Below are 24054 nucleotides of genomic sequence, written 5' to 3' on the forward strand. Positions count from 1 at the left end.
CAGGGCCTGACGGCAAGCCCCCGTCAGGCCCTGGGAAATCACTCCTCAGGAGCGACGCCAAGGATCTTGGCGGAGCTATTTGCCGGGTTCCGGGTCGCGGGGGAGGCCGAGCATGCGCTCGGCGATGATGTTGAGCTGGACCTCGGTCGTGCCGCCGTAGATGGTCATCGCCCGGGTGGCGAGGACCGCGCGGTTCCAGTAGCCGGCGTCGCCCAGCTTCATGTCGGCGGCCACCGTGGCGGACGCGCCGAGCAGGCTCACCGCGCACTCGGACACGTGCTGGGCGTGCGAGGTCGACAGGAGCTTGCGCACCGAGGCGTCCGCGCCGGGCTCTGACCCGGCGAGCTGCTTCAGCGTGACCCGCATGCTCAGGGCGTTGATCGAGTGGCCCTCGCAGACCACGCGGGCCAGTTCCTGCCGCTCGGCCGCCGTCAGCTCGCGGCCGAGGCGGGACGCCAGGCCGAGCAGGTCGGTGACCGAGGAGCCCGTGCCGCCGGACCCGGACGACAGGGACACGCGCTCGTTGGAGAGGGTGTTGCGCGCGACCCGCCAGCCCTCGTTGATCTCGCCCACGACCAGGTCGTCCGGGACGAAGACGTCGTCGAAGAAGACCTCGTTGAAAAGGTTCTCACCGGTCATCTCGGTGAGGGGCCGCACGGTGACCCCGGGGGCCTTCATGTCCACGACGAAGTAGGTGATGCCGTCGTGCTTGGGCTTGGAGGTGTCCGTGCGGGCGATGCAGATGCCCCACTCGGCGACGTGCGCCACGGAGGTCCAGATCTTCTGCCCGTTGAGCTTCCAGCCGCCCTCGACCTGCTCGGCCTTCATCTGCAGCGAGGCGAGGTCGGAGCCGGCGCCCGGCTCGCTGAAGAGCTGACACCAGATCATCTCTCCGGCCAGGGTGGCGGGCAGGAAGCGCTCCTGCTGCTCGGTGGTGCCGTACGCCGCGATGGACGGCACGACCCAGGCACCGATGATCATCTGTGGCAGCCGTACGCGCGCGGCCTTCAGCTCCTGGTAGATGAGCACCTGCTCAAGCGGGGAGGCCCCACGGCCCCACGGCCTCGGCAGGTGGGGCATCACGAAGCCCTTGCCCGCGAGCGCTCGCTTCTGCTCCTTGCCCTCCAGCTCGGCGATCTCGGCGATCTCCTCGCGAAGGGAGGAGCGCAGCGCCTCGGCGTCCTCGGGGAGGTCGAGCTCCATCTCCCTGGCCACGCCCGCCAGGGCGTGCGACGCGACGGACTCGGCCCACTCGGCCGACGAGCCGAGCAGCGCGCGGAGGGTCAGCGCGCGGCGGAAGTAGAGGTGGGCGTCGTGCTCGAAGGTGTAGCCGATGCCGCCGAAGGTCTGGATCGCGTCCTTGGCGCACTGCACTGCGGCGTCGGGGGCCATCACCCCGGCGATCGCGGCGGCGTAGCCCAGCTCGTCGCCACTGGCTCGGGTGGCGTCCCAGACGGTGGCACGGGCCTGCTCCAGCGCGACCAGCATCCGGGCCGCCTTGTGCTTGATGCCCTGGAACTGGCCGATCGGGCGGCCGAACTGCACGCGCACCTTGGCGTAATCGGTGGCGGCGCGCACACACCACGAGGCGACGCCGGCCGCCTCCGCGCCGAGCACGATCGCGGCGAGGTCGCGCACCACGGCGCCCGTCAGCCCGTCGAGCACCCGCTCGCCGGGCACGCCCACCGAACCGATCTCCACCTTGGCCACGCCCCTGGTGAGGTCGAGGCTCTTCAGCGGGGTGACCGTCACGCTCTCCCTGGACAGCACCACCCACTCCTCGCCGCGGTCGGTGCTCACCGGGAGCACGAACACCTCGGCGAGGGCGGCGCCGAGCACGGGCTCGGCCGTACCGCTGACGGTCAGGACACCCTCGTCGTCGCGGGTGCCGGTCAGCGTGCCGGTGAAGGCGACGGCGCCGGTCAGCGCGCCCTCGGCGAGGCCGGGCAGGAGCTCGGCGCGGGCCTTGCCGTCGGAGGCGAGGATCACCGCGGAGGCGAGCACGGTCGGGACGTACGGGCCGGGCGCCATGCGCTCGCCGAGCGCCTCCACCGCGACGGCGGTCTCCAGCAGGCCGAAGCCGCTGCCGCCGTACTCCTCCGGCAGGTGCAGGCCGAGCAGGCCCTGGTCGGCGAGGCCGGCCCAGAAGCCGGGCCGCTCCTCGGTCTCCGCGCCGACGGCCGAACGCACGACTTCGGCGGGAACGTTGCGCTCCGCCCAGCCGCTCACGGACTCGCGGAGCGCCTCGTGCTCCTCGCTCAACCCGATCGCCATAACACCCTCCGTGCGGTTCGGCCCCAAGACGTGACAGAACCATATTCTAGAAGATGCTTCCATGGCGAACCACGGTCAGGCCACATCTGGCCGGAATCAACTTACCGATCACACCGCGTGAATACGGGGAAACCCCTGGCACGGTCGGCTCACCGGAAAGAAATCACTCGCCGTGCAGGTCGGCCAGCGCCTTCTCAAAGGCGTCCATCTCCTCTTCGATGCGGGCGAGCCCGGCCGAGGGCAGCCACGGCAGGACCCGCGCGACCCCGGCCTTCTCGCACTCCTCAAGCACCTTCGGGTCCGGCGGAACCGACATCATCATCACTCGTACGGACTTCCCGAGCTCCTCCGCCCGGCGGAACAGCTCGGGCACGCGCTCCAGCACGCCCGGAGCGTAGTTCGGCAGCCAGACGTCACCGTACGACAGGACCCGGTCGAGCACCTTGGGGCCGGTGCCGCCCACCAGGACCGGCGGGTGCGGCTGCTGGACCGGCTTGGGCCATGACCAGATCGGATCGAACGACACGAACTCACCGTGGTACTCGGCCTCGTCGTGGGTCCAGATCTGCTCCATCGCCTCGACGTGCTCCTTCATCACGGCGAACCGCTTGGAGGGGTCGACTCCGTGGTTGCGGATCTCGGGGTCGTTCCAGCCGGCGCCGACGCCGAACTCGAAGCGGCCGCCGGTGAGGCGGTCGATGCTGGCCACCGTCTTGGCGAGGGTGATCGGATGGTGCTGGACCACCAGGCAGACACCGGTGCCGACGCGAAGTTTGGTGGTGGCCATGCCGGCGACCATGCACGTCGTGAGGGTGTCGTAAGTGTGCCAGTACTTGCGCGGGAGCGGGCCGTTCTCGGGCCGTTGCGGCAGCTCGGCGCGGGCTGGGATATGGGTGTGCTCGGAGAAGAGCACGGCCGCGTGCCCGCGCTCTTCCACCAGCCGGGCCAGGGTGTCGGGAGCGACCGCGTCATGCGTCGCGAAGTAGCCGAATCCAGTGTCCATCGCCCCAAGGTAACCCGGGCCCCCGCCATCGTCGCGCCGACACTCGGACGTCTCCTGACCAGGTCTTATCTGCCGGTTCCACGGCCTCGGGCTAGATCGCGCGGGCCGTCCAGAAGAGCATGTTCAGGTCGTGGTAGAGAGCCGCGCGGGTGTCGGGGACGTTCGCGAACAGCATCGCGGGCTTCTTCTTGCCCGTCGAGACGACCATGACGTAGGCCTGCGAGGAGTGCCTCTTGCCGCCCTGGAGGTAGCTGACCTTGTAGCCGAGCACCCATCCGAGGTTGTACCGCGCCTGCTGCGACACGGTCCAGGTGAACTTCGACCCGGCGGGCTGATAGCGCAGCGTCCACTTCGCCGCCTTGCCCGCCAGCTTGCGGAAGTCCTCGTACGTCGCGAGCGTCTTCGGAACGGCCACCGGCACCGGGGCCGAGCCGATCAGCGCCTGCGGCTGCCGCGACGAGCCCGCCTTCTGCGCGGCCGAGAAGGGGGCACGGGTGGTCTGGGCCCACGGAGTGCCGTACTTGGCGTAGCTGATGCCGGCGGTCTGGTCGGCCACGTATGACGCGATCGGCGTGCCCGTGCCGGAGAAGACCGTCATCGCCTTGGCGGCGGGGACCGGCGGGACCGCGATCGGGGTCGGCTTCGGCGACGGCTTCGCGCTCGGCACGGCCGGGCCGCCCGCCTGCGCCGGGCTCACGCGCACCTGCTCGCGGGAGGTCTCGCCGCCGAACAGCATGAAGATCAGGACCACGATGATCCCCGTGACGATGGCCGCGCCGACGCCGTACACCGCTCTTATAGGGATGTCGCCGATCCGGAAGATCGCGAGGGCCAGCCACCGGGGCTGCTTCCTCACCCGAGGGGCGGCGGGCCTCGCCTGGTCGGCGAGAGCGCCGAAACTCGCGGGGGGCCGCGGCGTAGCCGATTCGGGACGGGCCGAGGTGGCCGGCGACCCCGCGACGGGCCGGTCGGGCCGGAGGAACGGTCCAGTGGGCCTGCGCACATCCGCCGTCACGTTGTAGTCCGCGGTTTCCTGCGCGCTGTCCTCCGGAGCCGTATGGTCGGTGTCGGTGTCGGTGTCGGCCGTCGCCGCGTCGCCGGGCTCCTGCCGCGCGGCGGCCTTGGAAGCGGCCCGGGCCTTCGCCGCCTCGGCCATGGCGAGTGCCTGCTCTGGGCTCACCCGCGGCATCGGTGTGGTGGGCGCCTCGTAAGAGGGAACGTACGTCGGAGGCCGCCCCGACCCAGGGCGGCTGGGGGAGTTTCCAGCGCCGTCCGCCATGTCCGCAGACTACGTCACAAATCGTGATCCCCGCGGGCGGGCACCCCAGGCTTCGGCGGCGGAAAACGCGTTTCAGCAGGTAGAACGTGCGAGCCCTGATCGAAGAAAATCGGGCCCGCGACATCATGGTGTGATCGGCGCGGGGCGCGCCCGTACGGGCGGAGCCGACCGGCCGACCGCTTGCAAGATCAACCTGTGCGTCCCGAACAGCGAGTATCTTCCGTGCGCTCGGGGCATCACCTGTTCCATGGAGACGACACCAGGTACTCGGCGCGCCGGACACATAGGCCGGCACGCCCTCACCGCCGGAGTGGCCGGGGTCCTGGTGGTGCTCAGTGGCTGCGGCGGGCTCACCGGGGCGCCCGCCTCGACGGACAGTGCCTCCAAGAGTGGGAACACACCCTCCCCGCCGGCCGCGACGGTGGTCTCGGAGGAGCAGGCGTACGAGCGGGTCATCGCCCAGGTGCTTCCGTCCATCGTGCAGATCAACACATCCGGAGGCCTCGGCTCGGGCGTCGTGTACGACACTGACGGACATATCGTGACAAATGCCCATGTTGTGGGTAAGTACAAGAACTTCGAGGTCATCCTGGCGACGGGTGGTAAGCCCCGCAAGGCCCAGCTCGTCGCGTCGTACCCGCTGGGCGACCTCGCCGTCATCCGGGTCAGCGACAAGACGGGGCTGGCCCCCGCGACGTTCGGCGACTCCACCAAGCTCAAGGTGGGTCAGATCGTGCTCGCCATGGGCAACCCGCTCGGCCTGTCGGGGAGCGTGACCAACGGCATCGTGTCCGCGCTCGGCCGCACGGTCACCGAACCCCAGGGCGAGGGGTCACCGGGTGCCACGATCACCAACGCCATCCAGACCTCGGCCTCGATCAACCCGGGGAACAGCGGCGGGGCGCTCACCAACCTCTCGGGCGAGGTCATCGGCGTGCCGACCCTGGCCGCGATAAACCCCGAGCTGGGCGGGGGCGCGGCCCCCGGCATCGGCTTCGCCATCCCGAGCAGCACGGCCAAGGACGTCACCGAACAGATCATCAGGAACGGCAAGGTCACCAACACGCGCCGCGCCGCCCTGGGCGTCCGGGTCAACACCGTCGTCGGACCCGACGGCCAGCCGGTGGGCGTGGGCGTCGCCCAGGTCGATCCGGGCAGCGGCGCCGCCAGGGCCGGCATCAAGCCGGGCGACATCATCATCAGCGTCAACGGCAAGCCGACGCCCACGGCCGCGACCCTCTCCGAGGTGCTCGCCGGCCTCAAGCCGGGCGCACAGGCAAGGGTCGAGCTCCTCCACCCGAACGGGAAGACCGACACCGTCACCGTGATCCTCGGCACCCTCTCGGGCAGCTGACCCGCGTTCCCCCCCCCGTCTCGCCGGCGATTCCACGACGGTCCGCATCGCGGTGGTGGTCGCTGCCAGTAGAACTCCAGTAAAACCCCAGGCCGATCGGCGTGTCGCGAGCAGGCACCCTCGACGACCCGGACACGGCTCCATCGCGGCACCCCGGGACCCGGACTACGCCATTGGATCAAGAACGACTAGAGTCCTTTACGTCAAGGGTGAGATGTCCTTTTAGTCCTCAACCCGCTGATCGCCGCGATGGAGAATTGCAGCCGATGACCACCACCACATCCGCCTCCGCGCGGGGGATGATCGAGCAGGCGGCGCGAGGTCAATATCGCACCGTCTACACGCCCTCGGTGCTGGAGGCCGCCTCCGAGGTGCTGGCCGACCTGCACGCGACCGGGAAGCGCCATGGCATCCGGCCGGCGGACTGGGCGGGTTTCCACGGCACCGACCACCGCCTCGCCGAGGCCGTTCTCCTGGGCCAGACGACCGCGTACCGCCAGGCCTCACTCTCCGACCTGGACGACCCGCTCACCCTGCTCACCACCGCCGCCCACCGCGCCGCCCTGACGACCCTGCCCCCCAGAACGACCAGCGACCGCGACGAGCCGGACGTACCCGGCTCACGAATCACCGGACCGGCTCCTCGAGCGTCCATCCGGCTGGCCCGGCTCCCGCAGACGCCTCCGTGGGGATGGGACGGCATGGCGTCGCTCGTGGTCTCCCTCGACCGCTTCGACAACCCCACGAGCTCCGCGTGGAAGTGGGAGCTGTTCCCCGACGTCGGGGAGCCCAGCACCCAGATGGTTCAGGTCGTCGCGCCACCCCCGTCACCCGCCGTGGCGGACGAGGTCCTCGCCATCGCCCACCAGGCCCTCATCGGCGCCATCCGCCTGTACCGCTGACAAGCGAACCGCCGCTAGGCGAGCGGCGGCACTGACGAGGCGTTGCGACTCTATGCCTTCAACATCGCCATCAGCTCAGCGATGCTGGGCCCCCTTCAGACGTTGGAGGTCGCTCTCCGTAACGCACTCCATGAAGGACCTTCATCAAGATCTGGACTACCTCCGCACTCTCCGTAACCGGATAGCCCATCATGAACCGATCTTCCGGCGTCACCTGGAGGCCGACGCCGCGAGCATCGACCGACTGGTGGGCTACATCTGTCCTACCACCGCCGTATGGATGCGAGATCACTCCAGAGTGCCGGAGGTCCTGAGGATGCGCGTCGACCCCAACGCGGCCATGACCTTCTGACGCGGCGACACCGTGACAGGTCTTCTGAACGAGCAGGTGCAAGAAAAGGATCAAGGGCGGTCGGTGAGGCCTTGGGGGCCTACCGACCGCCCTTGGCGATCTGGTGGAGGTGGCGGGAATCGAACCCGCGTCCTTCAACACCACGACAGGGCTTCTCCGGGTGCAGCCTGCTGCGATTTTCTCAGCCCCGATGATCACGCAGGCGTGTCATCGACGGGCTCAGTCACTGTTAGGTTTCCCTATCGGCCCCGTGACCGGGTCGATCGGTTTAGCCTCCTAGCGATGCCAGATCCGGGCCGGAGGCGGTCCCGGGCTGACAAGGGCTTGGTCCTCGCTCAGGCGGCGAGGGCCATGTGGCCCTGAGTGCGCGTGTTATTGGCACTTATTGTTTTGCGGTCACAGTGTTAACGAGGTTATGTCCGCAGTCCTCGACCCGCTTCCCCTGGCGCGACATGTCGAAGTCGAAACCAGTCACCCCCTGTGGAGTTGTCGCCCGGTCTCGCGAAAGACCGAGCAACCAGAAGATACTCCAGAGAACACCCGCGGCGCCAACTTGATTCCCCGGCATGCCTCCAGGGCCGCGCCCGTACGTGCCGAAACCCCCGGAGGCGTGGCACGTGGCGCACGCCCCCGGGGGCCGACCGGCAGGGTCGAGCCGGTCCGGACGGCAGGGCTTCCCCCGAGATGAAGCCCTGGTCTCATCACGGCGACTGAGCCCGCAACCCCCAAGCGGTGCCCAGTCATTCAGAAAGACGCAGGCAGAGCCCCCAAAGGTTGCTCGCCCGCGAAACTATTTTCACGCGGCCGTGCGGGCGCTGCGGAAGAACTGGCCGGCGATCTGCGCGGAGGCCGTCACGCCGGTCGTCTCACTCAGCACGGCCACCGCGATGTCACCCTGCCAGCCGACGAACCACGAGAGGCTCCTCGCGCGCTTCTTGTCGGTGTAGGTGATGGCGGCGGAGATGCCGTGAACCTTCTCGCCCGGCGCGGCGGCCACGGCGGCCGTACCGGAGGTGACCCCTGAGCGCATGAGGGCGCGCAGCTTGGTCAGGGTCTGGGGGTCCAGCGGGACGGGGCGCGGAGGGGCGGCGGGCGGGACGTCGGACGAGAGATCGGGCGAGCCGGGCGAGGTGACCAGCGTGGGCGGGCGCCACGTGCCGGAAGCCACCGCGCCGGCGACCAGGGCCATCGCCAGGGGGCTGACCCGCACGCTCTGACCCGCGATGATCTTCGCCTTGGCGGCGTCGCTCGTGGCGGCGGGGACGGTGCCGCTGAACGACCGCAGCGGCAGGGTCCAGCCTCCGCCGATGCCGAAGCGGGAGGCCGCCTCGGTCAGCGTGCTCGCGTCGAGGCGGCGGGCCAGCGACGCCAGCGCGGTGACGCATCCGTTGGCGAAATCGCTCGCGATGGTGGGCGGCGTGCCGACCGGGCCCACGGCCACCTGCTCGAACCGCGCGCCTCCGACCGTGCGGCCGACCGGGCACGGCACCTTCTGCTTCGGATCGACTCCCCCGGCGAGCAGCCCCTCGGCCGCGACGACCGAGAACGCGGTGCCCGGGGGGAACCGGCCGTTCAGCCCGTCGTGCGCCTGGTTCATCTCATGGGAGCCCACGGCCAGGATCTCGCCGGTCGAGGCCTTGACCGCGACCAGGGTGGCGGGAGCGGTGCCGCTGACGGCGAGGTCGGCTGACCGCTGCACGCCCCTGTCGATGGTGGTCTTCACCGACGTGGTGTTCGACCTGCCGGGCCACTGGGCCAGCTCGGCCACCTGCTCACTGGTCTTCAGGTCGTAGGTGATGACCTTCGTGCCGGTGGAGCCGGTGAGCTGGTCCTGGTAGGCCTTCTGCAGCCCGCCCTGGCCGACGCTGTCACCGGCCCGCTGCGGGCCGCCGAGCTGCTGCTCGGTCTCGGGCGTGATCGTGCCGACCTTGCCGATGATGTCGACGGGCTGGTCGGGCGCGACCGGCTGCGACTTCTTGTCGATCTTCAGGTCGGGGATCTCGTCCAGGCGGTCGCGCAGCTGGGCGTACTTGGTGCCGCCGAACGTCACCAGCGGCACGAAGTCCTGGGGCGGGGCGGACCTGATGCGGCTCAGCAGCCGGTCCTGGGCGAAGCCGGTCACCTGGTAGAGCCGCTCGCACACGCCCACCGGGTCCTTGACCCTGGCGGGGTAGACGCCCGCGACGTAGAGCGTCGCCTCCTTCTGGAGCGCGTCGCCGTTGCGGTCCTCGATGGGCTGGCGGCCCATGGAGGAGACCTCCACCGCGAAGCGCTGCCCCTCGCGGAGCTGCGGGTGGATGACGCTGGGCGACCAGCGGACCTTCCACACACCGTCGACCACGTGCAGCGGCAGATCGTTGTCGTACTGCCACAGGGGGTTGTTGTCCCCGAGGTCTACCTGGACCTGGAACCTCGCGTCGGCGTTCTCGCCCTTGGTCCGCAGCCCCTTGAGGGAGAAGCGGAGGGACACGGCGTCCAGTTGCAGGCCGGCGTCCTCCAGGGCCCTCTTGACGACCTTGGGATCGCCGTCGGTGCGCTCGGCGGCCGAGTCGTAGTCGCCGGTCTGCCATCCGACCAGGAACTGGCTGACGGCCTCGTGCGGCGACGGCTCGCTCAGGCAGGCCGACAGCAGGGGGACGGCCACGGCCAGCGACAGTGCCGCCGACAGGGCTCTTCTCATTCGTACGACTAGCGGCACGGCTGATCGGACCTCATCGGTTGCGGTGACGAAGAGCGCGGGCCATCTCCCGGGTCGCCTGCTTCTCCGCGAGGTCGTGCCGCTTGTCCCAGGTCTTCTTGCCCCGTGCCACGCCGATCTCGACCTTGGCCTTGCCGTCCTTGAAGTACAGCGAGAGCGGGACCAGCGTCAGCCCGGACTCCTTGGTCTTGTTGATGATCTTCCCGATCTCCTTGCGGTGGAGCAGGAGCTTGCGGGGGCGCAGCGCGGCGTGGTTGGTCCACGTGCCCATGTGGTACTGCGGGATGTGGATGTTCATCAGCCACACCTCGTCATCCTTGACCTGTGCGTACCCGTCGGTCAGGCTCGCCCGGCCGGCACGGAGGGATTTCACCTCCGTGCCCATGAGGACGAGCCCTGCCTCGTAGGTGTCATCGATCTGATAGTCGTGCCGGGCACGCTTGTTCTGGGCGATGAGCTTGCGCCCGGTCTCACGTGGCATAGCGTCGAGCCTACCGGGGTGTGTCACACCCTCAGGTATCGCCGGAGGGTGACGAAGGAGGCGAGGATACAGATCAGCACGCCGACCACGGTCGTCAGCGTGATCACCTGCGCGACCTCGGTCCAGCCGAGCTGCGTGGACAGGACGAAATAGCTCTTCATGCCGTCGAACAGCACGACCTTGGCGAGCATCAGCAGCACCGCGGAGATCACGCCGCCGACCAGGCCGGCGATGGTGCCCTCCATGACGAACGGCAGCTGGATGTAGAGGTTGGAGGCGCCGACCAGGCGCATGATCCCGGTCTCCCGCCTCCGGTTGTACGCGGACAGCCGCACCGTGTTGCCGATCAGAAGGATCGCCGCGAAGACCTGGATCATCGCCACGACGAGCGCCGCCCAGCGCAGCTTGTCCATCAGCCCGAAGAACTTGTCGAGCAACTGCTGGTCGTTGACCACGTTCGAGACGCCGGGCGCGCCGCTGAGGGCGTCGAACACGGCCTTGTAGTCATCCGGGTTCTTCAGCTTGACCCGGAAGGACTCGGGCATGTCGTCGACCTTGACCGCGGAGAGGAACACGCTGTTGCTGCTGTACGCGGCCTTGAAGTTCTCGTAGGCCTTCTGCTGGCCCTCGAAGAAGACCTGTTCCACCTGGCCCATGCCTTCGATCTGCGTCTTCAGCGCCTGCTTCTCCTGGTCGCTGACGGCGCCGCGGCCCTTGCACGCCGCGAACGGGTCGTTCTTCTTGCACAGGAACGCAGACAGCTGGACCTTGTCGGACCAGTAGCTGCTCATGCTGCCGACCTGCGCGTTGATCATCAGCCCAATGCCGAGCAGCGCCATGCCGATGGCCACGGTCACGATGACCGCGACGGTCATCGTTAGGTTGCGGCGAAGGCCGATCCAGACCTCAGAGAAGATGAAGTTTGCCCGCATGCTGTGGGTGTCCCCTGTTGCTCTCGCTTGGTGATCAGTACGCCTGACCGTAGACGCCGCGTGACTGATCTCGGACGATCTTGCCGTCCTCCAGCTCGACCACGCGTTTGCGCATGGAGTCGACAATGGCGGCGTCATGGGTGGCCATGACGACGGTGGTGCCGGTCCGGTTGATCCGGTCGAGCACCTTCATGATCCCGATGCTGGTCGCGGGGTCGATGTTTCCCGTGGGCTCGTCCGCGAGCAGGATCATCGGGCGGTTGACGAACGCGCGGGCCATGGCGACCCGCTGTTGCTCACCTCCGGACAGCTCGTCGGGCATGCGGTGGGCCTTGCCTTCGAGGCCGACCAGCTCGACGACCTCAGGCACCACCTTGCGGATGAACCGCCGGGGCTTGCCGATGACCTCCAACGCGAACGCCACGTTCTCGTAGACGTTCTTGTTGGGCAGCAGCCGGAAGTCCTGGAACACGCAGCCGATGCGGCGGCGCAGGTGCGGCACCTTGAAGTTCGACAGGCGCGCCAGGTCCTTCCCGGCGACATGTATCGCGCCCGAGTTCGGGCGCTCTTCCTTCAGGACCAGACGGAGAAAGGTCGACTTCCCCGAGCCAGAAGGACCGACCAGGAACACGAACTCACCCTTGTCGACGTCAACGCTGACGTGGTCGAGGGCGGGGCGGTTCTGGTTAACGTAGACCTTGGTGACATTATCGAAATGGATCACAGGCGCATCACGGCATGCCAGTCTAGGGGTTAGGACGGTCGCGGAAGTGACCGCGTGGGCCACAGCGCATTGCTCGCCGGCCGGGGGGCGCCGCTCTTTACCATTGATCGACGTTCCGGTTGGCCGAGGCTCAGTCTAGGGGTAACACTGGCATGGAACGTCCATAACGGAAACAAAACGATTCCACACTCGCTAACAGGCTGGTAAAGCGATCACCGTGGAGAGGGAGATATCCCGTGAGCTGCGAACATCTCATCTGTGCACAGTGTGCCGGTCCAGTCGTCGAGGGCCGGTGCCCCGCATGCCGGGCGAGCAGGGACAGGGTCCATCACCATGGACTGGGGGGTCTATCCCCCATGCTCATCGCGATAATCCTGCTTGTCCTGCTCGCCGCGACCCTGGCGCTGAAGCACCTGTACGGCGCCTGATCGGCCATCGGTACGGATCCCGGAGCCTCGGGATCCGTACGAGGGGTCAGCCCGCGGCGCCCGACTCGATGCGCCGGGTCCAGCGGATCTCGCCCTCGATGAACTCGTCCAGATCGCCGTCGAGCACCGCGCTGGGGTTGCCCGCCTCGACGGAGGTGCGCAGGTCCTTCACGATCTGGTAAGGGTGCAGGACGTAGTTGCGTATCTGCGTGCCCCACGAGGTGGTCGACTCGCCACGCAGCTCCGACATCTTCTCGGCCTCCTCCTGCCGCTTGCGCTCCAGCAGCTTGGCCTGCAGCACCGTCATCGCGGAGGCGCGGTTCTGGAGCTGGGAGCGCTCGTTCTGGCAGGAGACGACGATGCCGGTGGGCAGGTGGGTGATGCGCACCGCGGAGTCGGTGGTGTTGACGCCCTGGCCGCCGGGACCCGAGGAGCGGTAGACGTCGATGCGCAGGTCGTCCTCGTTGATGTCGATGTGATCGGTCTGCTCGACGACCGGCACCACATCGACGCCCGCGAAGGAGGTCTGGCGGCGGCCCTGGTTGTCGAACGGGCTGATGCGGACGAGCCGGTGGGTGCCGTGCTCGCCCCTCAGCGTGCCGTAGGCGTAGGGCGCCTTGACCACGAACGTCGCCGACTTGATGCCGGCCTCTTCGGCGTAGGAGGTGTCGTACACCTCGGTGGAGTGGCCCTTGCGCTCGGCCCAGCGGAGGTACATGCGGAGCAGCATCTGCGCCCAGTCGGCGGCGTCCACGCCGCCGGCCTGGGAGTTGATCGTGATCAGCGCCTCACGCGCGTCATACGGCCCCGAGAGCAGCGTGCGGACCTCAAGGGCGTTGACGTCGGTGCGGAGCGAGGCGAGCTCCCGCCCGGCCTCCTCACGCGTCTCGGCGTCGTCCTCGGCCTCGGCGAGCTCGTACAGGACGTTGATGTCGTCGAGCCTGCGCAAAAGGTTCTCGACGCGGTTGAGCTCGCCCTGCATGTGGGACAGCTTGCTGGTGACCTTCTGCGCCTGCTCAGGGTCGTTCCACAGGTCGGGCGCGGCAGCCTGCTCCTCCAACTCGGCGATCTGCTTTCGCATGACGTCGAGGTCCAGCACGTCCTGAATGCCCTTCAGTGTGCCGGTAAGCTCGCTGATCTCTTCTGCGGGATCGATGGCTGCCACATCTGCCAAGGGTACGCGACACAGGAGGCACCTCGCGCGTGGCTAGCATGGGCGGTCTGCGGGGGACTCATCGGGAGGCGAGCGTGAACAGGACCATGCGTGCCGTCCTGGCGATGTTCCTGTTCGCCGCCACGGCCTCCGCATGCGCCTCCAGCGGGCACGAGATCCGGCGCAGCCCCGTCGCCGCCACCTCGGCGGCCACCGGCGCGTCGACGCCCGCCCCGTCGCCTTCCTCCTCGCCGCAGGTCGGGGACACCCCGGCCGTCACGCCCGCCGAGGCCGCCGAGCAGGTGCACCTCATCCTTGCGACGGACGACGCGCTCAGGGCGTCGGGCGACGAGTACCCTGCCAGGCAGCAGGTGCGCGACGCGCAGAGCCTGTTCACCGCCACGGCGTTCCAGTCGACCGGCATGAAGCCGCCCCGGTACACCTGGGGGAGGCCTAAGCTGCTGGTCCCCCGGCTCGACCGGTTCCCCTACTGGTTCGCCGCCGTCGTCGAGCGGCGGGACGAGAGCGGGGCTAGCCGCACGGCGGTGCTCGCCTTCATGAAGCAGTACGACGTCTCCCGCTGGCAGCTGAGCTTCGCCTCCCTGCTCTACCCCCGGACGAAGCTGCCCGAGGTCAGCCTGGACCCCCAGGGGTACGCCACCCCGCTGGCCACCCGCGACGACTCGATCGCGATAAGCCCGCACCTGATGGCGCCGCTGCACGCGACGATCGCCGAGGAGGGCCCCGGCGGGTTCGCGGCCGGCCTGATCGCGGCCGGGCCGCAGACCACCGGCTACTTCACCGAGGTGGAGAAGATCCAGTCCGAGTCCAAGCTGCGGGGGTTCCTGTACGACTCGCTCTTCGCGGCGACCGCCTTCCCCATCTACGCCCTGCGCACCACCGACGGCGGAGCCGTCATCCTGTACTCCCTGACGCGGACCACGCTCCGGCAGGCCAAGATCAAGCATGCCGACGGGCTCGTGCCCGTCCCCAAGGACGTTCGCTGGGCCGTGGGCAGCGTCGTGGTCCCGAACATGCTCCGCGTGATCGAGACACAGCAGTACGTCAGCCACGTCTCGCGCAGGGGCGCCGCCGAACCCGCGAAGATCATCGGATTCGACGGCGCCGCCACCGGCGTCAGCTACAAGTGACGCCGTAGCGCTCAGCCCTCCGCGTGGGGCAGGTTGCTGGTCGCGACCAGGGTGCGCACCGCGCGGAGCGCCACCGACAGCGTGGCGAGGTCGAAGTGGTCGCTCTCCCAGATCTCCGACAGTGTCTGGCGTGCCCGCGCGACGGCCGCGGAGTTCGCCTCCGACCAGCGGGCCAGGCGCTCCTCGGGCGACAGCCCCGGCTCGCTGTGCGTGAGGACGTCCCGGGTGAGCGTGGCGTGCGCGGCGTACAGGTCGTCGCGCAGCGCCGCCCTGGCCATGGAGTTCCACCGGTTGTCGCGGGGCAGGGCGATGACCCGCTCGCGCAGCCGGGCGAGCTGGAGCCGCTCGGCCAGGTCGAAGTAGACCTCCGCCACGTCGTTCACCGGACGGCCGGTACGCGAGGAGATCTCCACGAGGTCGAACGTCGAGTACGCCGGCACCATCACCGCCGCCCGTTCGGCCAGCTCCGCGGGCACGCCCCGTGCCAGGAACCCGTCGCGGCGCTCCTCGAAGGCCGAAAGGTCGGGGCCGGTGAGCAGCTTGGGCAGGTGCGCCAGCAGCCCGTCGGCGCCGTCGACGAAGAACCTCACGGTGGAGGCCAGGTCGAGCGGGGGCCTGCGGTTGCCGAGCAGCCAGCGCGCGCCGCGCTCGGCGAGCTTGCGGCCCTCCAGCAGCATGGCGAGCTGGGTGGCGGTGTCGACCTTGTTGTCCAGCGCCTCCACGTCCCGCCGGAAGGCCGGCAGCCCGAAGACCTCCCTGGACACCAGGTAGGCCCTGGCGATGTCCGGGGTGGACGCGCCGGTCTCCTCGCCGAAGCGGAACATGAACGTGGTGCCGCTCGCGTTGACCAGATCGTTGACCACGCGGGTGGTGATGATCTCGCGGCGCAGCGGGTGGGCGTCCATGGCCGTGCGGAAGCGCTCGCGCAGCGCCGAGGGGAAGTAGGAAACCAGCCACGACTCCAGGTACGGGTCGTCGGGCAGGTCGGAGGCGAGCAGCTCGTGGTCGGCCACCAGCTTGGTGTAGGCGAGCAGCACCGAGAACTCAGGCGCGGTGAGCCCGAGGCCGGCCTGACGCCGCTCGGCCAGCATCTTGTCCGACGGCAGCGCCTCCAGCTCGCGGTTGACCAGGCCCTCGCGCTCCAGCTTGCGAAGGTAGCGGGAGTGGATGTGCAGCATCTCGGGGGCCTGCGCCCGCGCGGCGGCCAGCACGACGTTCTGCGCCTGGTTGTCGCTGAGCACGAGCCCGGCCACCTCGTCGGTCATGTCGAGGAAGAGCTGGTCACGCTGCTGGTCGGTGAGCCGGCCGTCACGTACCACCCGGTCGAGCAGGATCTTGATGTTCACCTCGTGGTCGGAGGTGTCCACACCGGCCGAGTTGTCGATGAAGTCGGTGTTGACGAACCCGCCGTTCAGCGCGAACTCGATGCGGGCGAGCTGGGTGAGGCCGAGGTTGCCGCCCTCGCCGATGACCTTGCACCGTAGCTCCGCGGCGCTGACGCGCAGCGAGTCGTTGGCCTTGTCGCCGACGTCGGCGTGGCTCTCGGCGGACGCCTTGACGTAGGTGCCGATGCCGCCGTTCCACAGCAGGTCGACGGGGGCCTTGAGGATGGCGTTGATCAGGTCGTTCGGGGTGAGCGCCGACACCCCGTCGGGGATGCCGAGCGCCGCTCGCATCTGCGGCGAGACCGGCACCGACTTGGCCGTACGCGGCCAGACGCCGCCACCGGTGGAGATCAGCCCGGCGTCGTAGTCGGCCCATGAGCTGCGCGGCAGGGCGAACAGGCGCGACCGCTCGGCGAAGCCGCGCGCGGCGTCCGGCGAAGGGTCGACGAAGATGTGCCGGTGGTCGAAGGCCGCGACCAGCTTGATGTGCTGCGACAGCAGCATGCCGTTGCCGAAGACGTCGCCCGACATGTCGCCGACGCCCACCACCGTGAAGTCGGTGGTCTGGACATCGATCCCCATCGAGCGGAAGTGGTAGGCGACCGACTCCCAGGCGCCCCGGGCGGTGATCCCCATGGCCTTGTGGTCGTAGCCGACCGAGCCGCCGGAGGCGAAGGCGTCACCGAGCCAGAAGCCGTAGTCCTTGGCCACGCTGTTGGCGATGTCGGAGAACGTCGCCGTGCCCTTGTCGGCCGCGACGACGAGGTAGGTGTCGTCGCCGTCGTGCCGCACGACGTCGGCGGGCGGGACCACCTTGTTGTCGACCAGGTTGTCGGTGATGTCGAGCAGGCCCGAGATGAACTGGCGGTAGCACGCCACGCCCTCGGCCATGAGCTCGTCACGCCCGCCGCCCGCTGGGGGGCGCTTCACAACAAAGCCGCCCTTGGACCCAGTGGGCACGATGACCGTATTTTTCACCATCTGGGCCTTGACCAGGCCGAGGACCTCGGTGCGGAAGTCCTCCATACGGTCCGACCAGCGCAGGCCGCCCCGCGCGACCTTGCCGAACCGCAGGTGCACGCCCTCCACCCGCGGCGAGTACACGAAGATCTCGTACTTGGGCCGGGGCAGCGGCAGCACGCTGATCGCCGAGGAGTCGAGCTTTATGGAGATGTACGGCTTGCGCCTGCCGTCCACCTGCTGGAAGGCGTTGGTGCGCAGCGTGGCGAGGATCATCTCAAGGTAGGCCCGCAGGATGCGGTCCTCGTCCAGCGAGGCGACCTCGTCGAGGGCCGCGAGCACCTCCTCGTGCAGGGCCTCGGTGAGGTCCTGCCGCGCGTCCTCGGTGCGGCGCGGGTCGAGCCTGGCCTCGAAGAGGCGGACGAGCAGGTTGGCCAGCCGGATGTTCCCGAGGAGCACCTTCTCGATGTAGCGCTGGCTGAACGCGATGCCCGCCTGGCGGAGGTACTTCGCGTACACCCGCAGGATCTGGGCCTGCTCCCAGGTTAGCCCGGCGCCGAGCACGAGCCCGTTGAAGCCGTCGCTCTCGATCTCGCCCCGCCAGAGCGCGGCGAAGGCCTCCTGGAACAACCGCTTGAACTCCGCATGGTCGGCCACCCCGGAAGCGGTGGTCCGCAGGCCGAAGTCGTAGATCCAGGCCTGCCGCTCGCCCTTCCTGGTGATCTGGTACGGCCGCTCGTCCACCACCTCGACGCCCATGCGCGACAGCAGGGGCAGGATCTCGGAGAGCGAGAGCGCCGATCCGATGCGGTAGATCTTGAACCGCCGCTCGCCCTGGGCGGGGTCGCGCGGCTCGTACAGGTCCATCCCGATCTGGCCGGGGGTGTCGGTGAGCCGTTCCAGGCGGTGCAGGTCCGCGACGCCCGTACGGGGCGTGAAGTCCGCCTTGTAGCCCTCGGGGAACGCCGAGGCGTAGCGGCGGGTGAGCGACGCGGCCTCTTCCCGCGGGGAGAACTCGCTGATGGCCGCGGCGAAGTCCTCCTTCCATGAGCGGGTGGTGGCCGCGATGCGGGCCTCCAGCTCCCAGAGGTCCACATCGGTGCCGCCCATCGGCTTGCCGCGCTCACCGCGGATGACCACGTGCAGGCGGGCCAGCGGCGACTCGCCGATCATCGTGCTGTAGTCGAGGGTCGTGCCGCCGAGCGTCTGGATCAGGATGTCCTGCATCCGCAGGCGGACGTCGGTGGTGTACCGGTCACGCGGCAGGTAGATCAGGCAGGAGATGTAGCGGCTGTAGTCGTCGCGGCGCAGGAAGAGCTTGACCCGCTTGCGCTCGCGCAGGCGCAGGACCCCCAGCGCCATCGGCACCAGGTCGTCGGCCGGGACCTGGAACAGCTCCGCACGCGGATAGGTCTCCAGGATCTCGATGAGGTCCTTGCCGTCATGGCTCTCGGCGGTGAGCCCGGCCTTGTCGAGCACCTCTTGGAGCTTGCGCCGCAGCACCGGGATGTGCGAGATCGACTCACTGTAGGCCACGTGCGAGAACAGCCCGAGGAAGCGGCGCTCGCCGATCACCTCGCCCTCGGGCGAGAAGAGCTTCACACCGATGTAGTCGAGGTAGGCCGGCCGGTGGACGGTCGCCCTGCTGTTGGCCTTGGTGACGACGAGCAGCTGTTTCTCACGGGCCTTCGCCCGCAGCTCGGGGGACATCGCGGCGAAGCTGGCCGAGCCGGCCTTGTCGGCCCGCAGGATGCCGAGGCCTGTGCCGGGCAGGGCGTGCAGCCCGTCGCCGTCGGGGCCCATCTCCAGGCGGTACTCGCGGTATCCGAGGAAGTCGAAGTGCCCGTCCGCGAGCCAGCGGAGCAGCTCCAGGCTGTCCTCCAGGTCTCCGGACGAGAGGGGCGGCGGGGCGGCCTCGAGGTCCGACGCGATCTGGACAGCCAGGCCCCGCATCTTGGGGTAGTCCTCGACGGAGTAGCGGACGTCCTGGAGGACTCGCTGCAGGTCCCGCTCCAGGCTCGCGAGCACCTCGGGGTCGGCCTGCCGGTCGATCTCGATGTGCATCCACGACTCGACCAGCACCTGGCCGGTGAGCTCGGCCTGGTCGCGGCCGAGCATCTTGCCCGTCATGTCGCGGCGGACCTTCATCTGCGGGTGCACGATCATGTGAGCGCCCGTCTCGTGACGGTCGAGCTCCATCGTGACCGAGTCGACGAGGAAGGACATGTCGTCGGTGACCACCTCGACGACGGAGTTCCCGAGGTCGAAGCCGTGCTCCTCGACCGTCGGGGTGTAGGCGCGGACCAGTGCCCGGCCCTGCGGGCGGTAGTCCGCGAGCCGCCGGTGCGCCATGGCCGGCCCGTACAGCTCGACGGGGTCGCGGTCGATCACGTCCTCTGGCGCGACATGCCGGTAGTAGAGCCGCAGAAACGCCAGGATGCTCTCGAAGTCGAGGTGATCGTTTCCTGGGGCTTCTGCACACAGTTCAGCAGCGGACCGCAGAAGCCGGTCCTTTGCCTCGTCGAGCGGCATGTCGCTCTCACTCCTTTGTGAGGGTTCGCCTTGTTCAAGATGGTCACAGCCCGGACCTCGGTCTCCGTTGACCGGATCCTCTCTGGCCGTACCCGATATCAGCCCATCACACGTGAAACGTCAACTTGTCCGGAATCGTGCGCAATTCCCGCATCGGACGAGCCTTCCACCCCACCACGTGCACCGTGACCCATCTGTGATAAACCAAGCCACCCTCGCGGACGTCTCACTCAACGAGCGCGACCTTGCGCGACCGATGACCCGTTCTTGGGGGATGAGTGACCATGCGCCCCGCGCTCGACCGCCGGAGCTTCCTCCGCGCGTCCGCCGTCGCCGCCACGGCCGTGGCCGGCGCCTGCGGGCACACCGGGGCCACCGCACACGCGGCCGCGGGGACCACGGCGCGGACCGGCCCCTCGCCATCGGACTGGACCTCGCTGGGGAAGGGCCTGGCCGGGCGCCTGATCCTCCCCGGCGACGCCTCGTACGACGCGGCCCGGCGTCTCTACAACCCGTCGTTCGACGGCATACGGCCCGCCGCCGTGGCGTACTGCGCGAACCCGTCGGACGTGGCCGAGTGCCTGGCCTTCGCCAAGCGGCTCCGGGTGCCGGTGACCTCGCGGTCGGGGGGCCACAGCTACGCGGGATGGTCGTCGGGCACGGGTCTGGTCGTGGACGTCTCGCGCATGAACGGCGTGCGCGCCACATCGGGGCGCGCGGTCGTGGGCGCGGGCGCGCAACTGGTCGACGTGTACGACCGGCTGGCCTCGCATGGGGTGAGCATACCGGGCGGCTCCTGCCCGACGGTGGGCATCGCCGGGCTCACGCTGGGCGGCGGCATCGGCGTCGTCGCCAGGAAGTACGGCCTGACCTGCGACGCTCTGGAGTCGCTCCAGATCGTCACCGCCGACGGCCGGGTGCTGACCTGTGACGCCGACCATGAGCCCGAACTCTACTGGGCCTCACGCGGCGGCGGTGGCGGCAACTTCGGCGTCGCGGTGTCGTTCACCTTCCGCACGCACGCCACGCGCGACGTCACGCTGTTCTTCCTGCACTGGCCGTGGTCGCGTGCCCGCAAGGCGATCGCCGCTTGGCAGGCGTGGGCGCCCCACGAGCCGGACGCCATGTGGTCGAACCTCCACCTCAGCCAGGACCCCTCGCTCGACCTGCAGATCGGCGGCCTCTACATCGGATCCCGGGCGGACTGCGAGCGCCGGCTCGAACCGCTGATCGCCAAGATCGGTTCCCAGCCCTCCACCCGCTACGTCACCCAGACCTCCTACCGCAAGGCCATGATGATCGAGGCGGGGTGCTCCACCCGCACGGTGTCGCAGTGCCACCGGCCCGGAAGCCTGCCGGGGCAGACGGCCGACGGCCGCTTCCCGCGCGACGCGTTCAGCGCCAAGTCGCACATGGCCTACCGGCCCCTGTCGGCCTCGGGCATCGGCGCCCTGGTGGACCAGACGGCCCGCCCCGGCCGGCACGCCGTGCTCCTCGACGCCCTCGGCGGCGCGGTCGGGCGGGTGCGGCCAGGAGCGACCGCCTTCCCGCATCGCACCGCGCTGTTCAGCGTGCAGTACTACGCGCACATGGCGGGCGCGGCCACCTGGCTGCGCGGCGCGCACGCCGCCATGGCTCCGCACTTCGGCGACCACGCCTACGTCAACTACATCGACCCGGCCCTGAGCGGCTGGCGTCAGGCCTACTACGGCGCCAACGCCGGCCGCCTCGCCAAGGTCAAGGCGGTCTACGACCCCGAGCGCCTCTTCCGCTTCCCCCAGGCGATCTGACCGCTTCCGCGCGGTGACCGAAGGTCTTGTCCCCCGGGCCGCCGCGCAGTGCCCGCCAAGGGCCCTCGCGCGGTGCCCGGTAGGGGGTTATGTGGGTGCTCGCCCCACCCGCCGCGTGCGGGTCACCACACCTGCCCGAAGATGGTCTTCACCCATCCCGCCGGCGCTTCCGGCGGAGCGCCACGGACCGAGGAGAGATCTCCATGCCTTCGCCCGCCCCTTCCATCCCCCGCTTCCATCTCGCCGTCCCGGTCGACGACCTGGAGGCCGCCCGAATCTTCTACGGCGAGGTGCTCGGTTGCGAGCAGGGCCGCAGCTCCGACCGCTGGATCGACTGGAACCTGCGCGGGCACCAGTTCGTCACCCATCTCGCCCCGCGTCCCGCCGCGCCCGCGCACAACCCGGTGGACGGGCACGACGTGCCCGTGCCGCACTTCGGGCTCATCCTGGGCATCCCGGAGTTCCACCGGCTGGCCGGGCGCCTCCAGGCAGCCGGGACCCGCTTCGTGATCGAACCCTACCTGCGCTTCGCCGGGGAGCCGGGAGAGCAGTGGACCATGTTCCTGTTCGATCCCGCGGGCAACGCCATGGAGTTCAAGGCGTTCGCCGACGACGCCCAGGTCTTCGCGACCTGACGGATACGCGGCATGCGACACCGAAGTGATCTCTCGACGGCCCGGCATCCGGGTCCGGCCCCTCCGGCGCCGCCGGGTTCACGGGACGAAGTGCCGCAGGACCTCCGGGTTGGCCATGGCGCCGGTGTTGGCGGCCTGCTCCACCGGTGTGCCGAGCAGGATCTTGCGCACCGGCACCTCCAGCTTCTTGCCGCTCAGCGTGCGCGGGATGCCCGGCACCTCGATGATCTCGTTCGGCACGTGACGCGGGGAAAGTTCGCTCCTCAGGGCGTTCTTCAGCTCCGTGACCAGCCCGTCGGTCAGCGCCTCTCCATCGGCGATCGTCACGTACAGCAGCAGCCGGCCCTCCTGCCCGAGCTGGCCGGTGTCGATGACCAGGCTGTCCGAGATGGCGGGGAACCGCTCGACGACCCGGTAGAACTCGCTGGTCCCCATGCGCACCCCGCCGCGGTTCAGCGTGGAGTCGGACCTGCCGTAGATCACGCAGGAGCCGTCCGGAAGGATCTTGATCCAGTCGCCGTGCCGCCAGACCCCCGGATAGTCGGCGAAGTAGCTCTCCTGGTAGCGCGTGCCGTCGGGGTCGTTCCAGAACATGACGGGCATCGACGGCATGGGCCGGGTCACCACCAGCTCGCCGACCTCGCCGACCACCGAGTCGCCCTCCGGGTCGTAGGACTCCACGAAGGCGCCGAGACAGCGGCAGGGAATCACCCCCGCCCTGACCGGCAGCACCGGCACCGCGCCCACGAACCCCGTGCACACGTCGGTGCCCCCGGAGAACGATCCGAGCTGGACGCCCGGCAGCACGTCGTACAGCCAGCCGAACCCCTCGGGCGGCAGCGGAGAGCCCGTGGAGCCGACCCCCCTGAGCCTCTCCAGGCCGGACGGCCTCAGCTCGGCCCGCATGGAGGCGATGATGTACGGCGCGCCGGTGCCGAAGTAGGTGACGCCCTCCTCTGCCGCCAGCCGCCAGAGCGCGTCGGGCCCGGGATGCGTGGCGCTGCCGTCGTAGAGGACCACGGTGGCGCCGACGAGCAGGCCGCCCACCAGGTAGTTCCACATCATCCAGCCGGTCGTCGTGTACCAGAAGAAAACGTCGCCTTCGCCGAGGTCCTGATGGAAGGTGAGCGCCTTCAGGTGCTCCAGCACGATGCCGCCGTGGCCGTGGACGATCGGCTTGGGCAGCCCCGTGGTGCCGGAGGAGTAGACGACCCAGAGCGGGTGGTCGAACGGAACCGGCTCGAAGGCGAGCGGCGCGGGCTCGGCCCGCAGCAGGTCCCAGGAGTCCGTGCCGACCACGACGGTCGCGACCAGGCTCGGCAGCTTGGCGGCGATGTCGGCCACGACCGCCGACCGGTCGAACGAGCGGCCGTTGTAGCTGTAGGCGCCGACCGCGATCAGCACCTTGGGGGTGATCTGCGTGAACCTGTCGACCACGCTGGGGACGCCGAAGTCGGGCGAGCAAGACGACCAGATGGCGCCGAGGCTGGCGGTGGCGAGGAAGGCGATCAGTGCTTCAGGGGCGTTCGGAAGATACGCCGCGACGCGGTCGCCCCGGGTGACCCCGAGCCGCACCAGGCCCGCCCGTACCCGGGCGACCTCATCGGCGAGCTCGCCGTACGTGAAGGAGCGCCGGTCGCCCGCCTCGTCGCGGGAGATCACGGCGGGGCGGCCGGGATCCGCGCGTAGCGCGTTCTCCGCGTAGTTCAGGGTCGTTCCCTCGAACCATTTCGCGTGCGGCATCGTCCCACTGATGACGGGCCCGTCACCACGGTCACCGACGACCGAGAAGTAGTCCCACACCGACGTCCAGAACTCTTCGGGAGCCTCGACCGACCAGCGCCACAGATGCTCGTAATCGCGCCCGGAACGCCCCAGCCACGCGACGAACCGGGTGATCTTCGCGTCGCGGATCACCTCGGGGGACGGCTCCCAGAGCAGCGCACCTTCCTCAACCATGGCCCCATCCTGTCGGAGCCCCCGCCCCGTCGCCATCCCGCCCACCCACACATCGGCGCCCA

General features: G+C 69.3%; 15 protein-coding genes and 1 other RNA gene. 5 read left to right on the plus strand and 11 right to left on the minus strand.

Going from position 1 to position 24054, the window contains the following annotated elements; all coding sequences use genetic code 11:
• Nucleotides 1-75: 75 nt before the first annotated feature.
• The 3 genes from AB0O34_RS04230 to AB0O34_RS04240 form a co-directional block, all read right to left on the minus strand.
• Nucleotides 76-2274 (minus strand): acyl-CoA dehydrogenase, encoded by a 2199-nt coding sequence (locus tag AB0O34_RS04230; RefSeq protein ID WP_363912422.1) that lies wholly within the window; start codon nt 2272-2274, stop codon nt 76-78.
• A gap of 163 nt (nt 2275-2437) precedes the next feature.
• Nucleotides 2438-3277 carry a TIGR03619 family F420-dependent LLM class oxidoreductase gene (locus AB0O34_RS04235; protein ID WP_363912424.1) on the minus strand — a complete coding sequence of 280 codons (840 nt, stop codon included), beginning with the start codon at nt 3275-3277 and terminating at the stop codon, nt 2438-2440.
• Nucleotides 3278-3368: 91 nt separating this feature from the next.
• Nucleotides 3369-4457, minus strand: coding sequence for a hypothetical protein (locus tag AB0O34_RS04240; RefSeq protein ID WP_363912426.1), 1089 nt, complete (start codon nt 4455-4457; stop codon nt 3369-3371).
• Nucleotides 4458-4803: 346 nt separating this feature from the next.
• Between AB0O34_RS04240 and AB0O34_RS04245 the strand changes: the two genes are divergently transcribed.
• On the plus strand, nt 4804-5910 hold the full coding sequence (locus AB0O34_RS04245; RefSeq protein WP_363912428.1) for a trypsin-like peptidase domain-containing protein: 1107 nt from the start codon (nt 4804-4806) through the stop codon (nt 5908-5910).
• Nucleotides 5911-6176: 266 nt separating this feature from the next.
• Complete coding sequence (locus tag AB0O34_RS04250) at nt 6177-6812, plus strand: hypothetical protein (RefSeq protein WP_363912430.1); 636 nt, start codon at nt 6177-6179, stop codon at nt 6810-6812.
• Nucleotides 6813-7265: 453 nt separating this feature from the next.
• On the opposite strand, the gene ssrA is transcribed toward AB0O34_RS04250, so the two are convergent.
• From ssrA to prfB, 6 genes are all read right to left on the minus strand, one after another.
• Nucleotides 7266-7643, minus strand: a transfer-messenger RNA (tmRNA) gene (gene ssrA, locus AB0O34_RS04255).
• Nucleotides 7644-7960: 317 nt separating this feature from the next.
• On the minus strand, nt 7961-9844 hold the full coding sequence (locus tag AB0O34_RS04260; RefSeq protein WP_363912432.1) for a penicillin-binding transpeptidase domain-containing protein: 1884 nt from the start codon (nt 9842-9844) through the stop codon (nt 7961-7963).
• Between the two features lie 31 nt (nt 9845-9875).
• On the minus strand, nt 9876-10343 hold the full coding sequence (smpB, locus tag AB0O34_RS04265; RefSeq protein WP_363912434.1) for an SsrA-binding protein SmpB: 468 nt from the start codon (nt 10341-10343) through the stop codon (nt 9876-9878).
• A 23-nt stretch (nt 10344-10366) separates the two neighbouring features.
• Nucleotides 10367-11275 (minus strand): permease-like cell division protein FtsX, encoded by a 909-nt coding sequence (gene ftsX, locus AB0O34_RS04270; RefSeq protein ID WP_363912436.1) that lies wholly within the window; start codon nt 11273-11275, stop codon nt 10367-10369.
• A gap of 34 nt (nt 11276-11309) precedes the next feature.
• Nucleotides 11310-11999, minus strand: coding sequence for a cell division ATP-binding protein FtsE (ftsE, locus tag AB0O34_RS04275; protein WP_114029179.1), 690 nt, complete (start codon nt 11997-11999; stop codon nt 11310-11312).
• 474 nt (nt 12000-12473) lie between these two features.
• Nucleotides 12474-13592 (minus strand): peptide chain release factor 2, encoded by a 1119-nt coding sequence (gene prfB / locus AB0O34_RS04280; RefSeq protein WP_363912438.1) that lies wholly within the window; start codon nt 13590-13592, stop codon nt 12474-12476.
• 83 nt (nt 13593-13675) lie between these two features.
• Here prfB and AB0O34_RS04285 point away from each other — a divergent pair, with 83 nt between their 5' ends.
• On the plus strand, nt 13676-14731 hold the full coding sequence (locus AB0O34_RS04285) for a hypothetical protein (protein ID WP_363912440.1): 1056 nt from the start codon (nt 13676-13678) through the stop codon (nt 14729-14731).
• A gap of 11 nt (nt 14732-14742) precedes the next feature.
• On the opposite strand, the gene AB0O34_RS04290 is transcribed toward AB0O34_RS04285, so the two are convergent.
• Entirely contained in the window at nt 14743-19608 is a 4866-nt protein-coding gene (locus tag AB0O34_RS04290; protein WP_363912442.1) for an NAD-glutamate dehydrogenase, read from the minus strand.
• A 284-nt stretch (nt 19609-19892) separates the two neighbouring features.
• Between AB0O34_RS04290 and AB0O34_RS04295 the strand changes: the two genes are divergently transcribed.
• Both AB0O34_RS04295 and AB0O34_RS04300 read left to right on the plus strand, forming a co-directional pair.
• Nucleotides 19893-21398 carry an FAD-binding oxidoreductase gene (locus AB0O34_RS04295; protein ID WP_363912587.1) on the plus strand — a complete coding sequence of 502 codons (1506 nt, stop codon included), beginning with the start codon at nt 19893-19895 and terminating at the stop codon, nt 21396-21398.
• Nucleotides 21399-21601: 203 nt separating this feature from the next.
• Nucleotides 21602-22033, plus strand: coding sequence for a VOC family protein (locus tag AB0O34_RS04300; protein WP_363912444.1), 432 nt, complete (start codon nt 21602-21604; stop codon nt 22031-22033).
• A gap of 78 nt (nt 22034-22111) precedes the next feature.
• On the opposite strand, the gene AB0O34_RS04305 is transcribed toward AB0O34_RS04300, so the two are convergent.
• On the minus strand, nt 22112-23992 hold the full coding sequence (locus tag AB0O34_RS04305; RefSeq protein ID WP_363912446.1) for an acetoacetate--CoA ligase: 1881 nt from the start codon (nt 23990-23992) through the stop codon (nt 22112-22114).
• Nucleotides 23993-24054 lie beyond the last annotated feature (62 nt).

It is taken from the genome of Sphaerisporangium sp. NPDC088356, assembly GCF_040685555.1.
Taxonomy (GTDB): Bacteria; Actinomycetota; Actinomycetes; order Streptosporangiales; family Streptosporangiaceae; genus Sphaerisporangium.

Bases quoted from the DNA above. Each gene is read 5' to 3' on its own strand.
- AB0O34_RS04235 (WP_363912424.1), bottom strand. From the start codon at position 3,277: ATGGACACTGGATTCGGCTACTTCGCGACGCATGACGCGGTCGCTCCC.
- AB0O34_RS04245 (WP_363912428.1), top strand. From the start codon at position 4,804: ATGGAGACGACACCAGGTACTCGGCGCGCCGGACACATAGGCCGGCAC.
- smpB (WP_363912434.1), bottom strand. From the start codon at position 10,343: ATGCCACGTGAGACCGGGCGCAAGCTCATCGCCCAGAACAAGCGTGCC.
- AB0O34_RS04290 (WP_363912442.1), bottom strand. From the start codon at position 19,608: ATGCCGCTCGACGAGGCAAAGGACCGGCTTCTGCGGTCCGCTGCTGAA.
- AB0O34_RS04300 (WP_363912444.1), top strand. From the start codon at position 21,602: ATGCCTTCGCCCGCCCCTTCCATCCCCCGCTTCCATCTCGCCGTCCCG.
- AB0O34_RS04250 (WP_363912430.1), top strand. From the start codon at position 6,177: ATGACCACCACCACATCCGCCTCCGCGCGGGGGATGATCGAGCAGGCG.
- AB0O34_RS04295 (WP_363912587.1), top strand. From the start codon at position 19,893: ATGCGCCCCGCGCTCGACCGCCGGAGCTTCCTCCGCGCGTCCGCCGTC.
- AB0O34_RS04305 (WP_363912446.1), bottom strand. From the start codon at position 23,992: ATGGTTGAGGAAGGTGCGCTGCTCTGGGAGCCGTCCCCCGAGGTGATC.
- ftsX (WP_363912436.1), bottom strand. From the start codon at position 11,275: ATGCGGGCAAACTTCATCTTCTCTGAGGTCTGGATCGGCCTTCGCCGC.
- AB0O34_RS04260 (WP_363912432.1), bottom strand. From the start codon at position 9,844: ATGAGAAGAGCCCTGTCGGCGGCACTGTCGCTGGCCGTGGCCGTCCCC.
- AB0O34_RS04230 (WP_363912422.1), bottom strand. From the start codon at position 2,274: ATGGCGATCGGGTTGAGCGAGGAGCACGAGGCGCTCCGCGAGTCCGTG.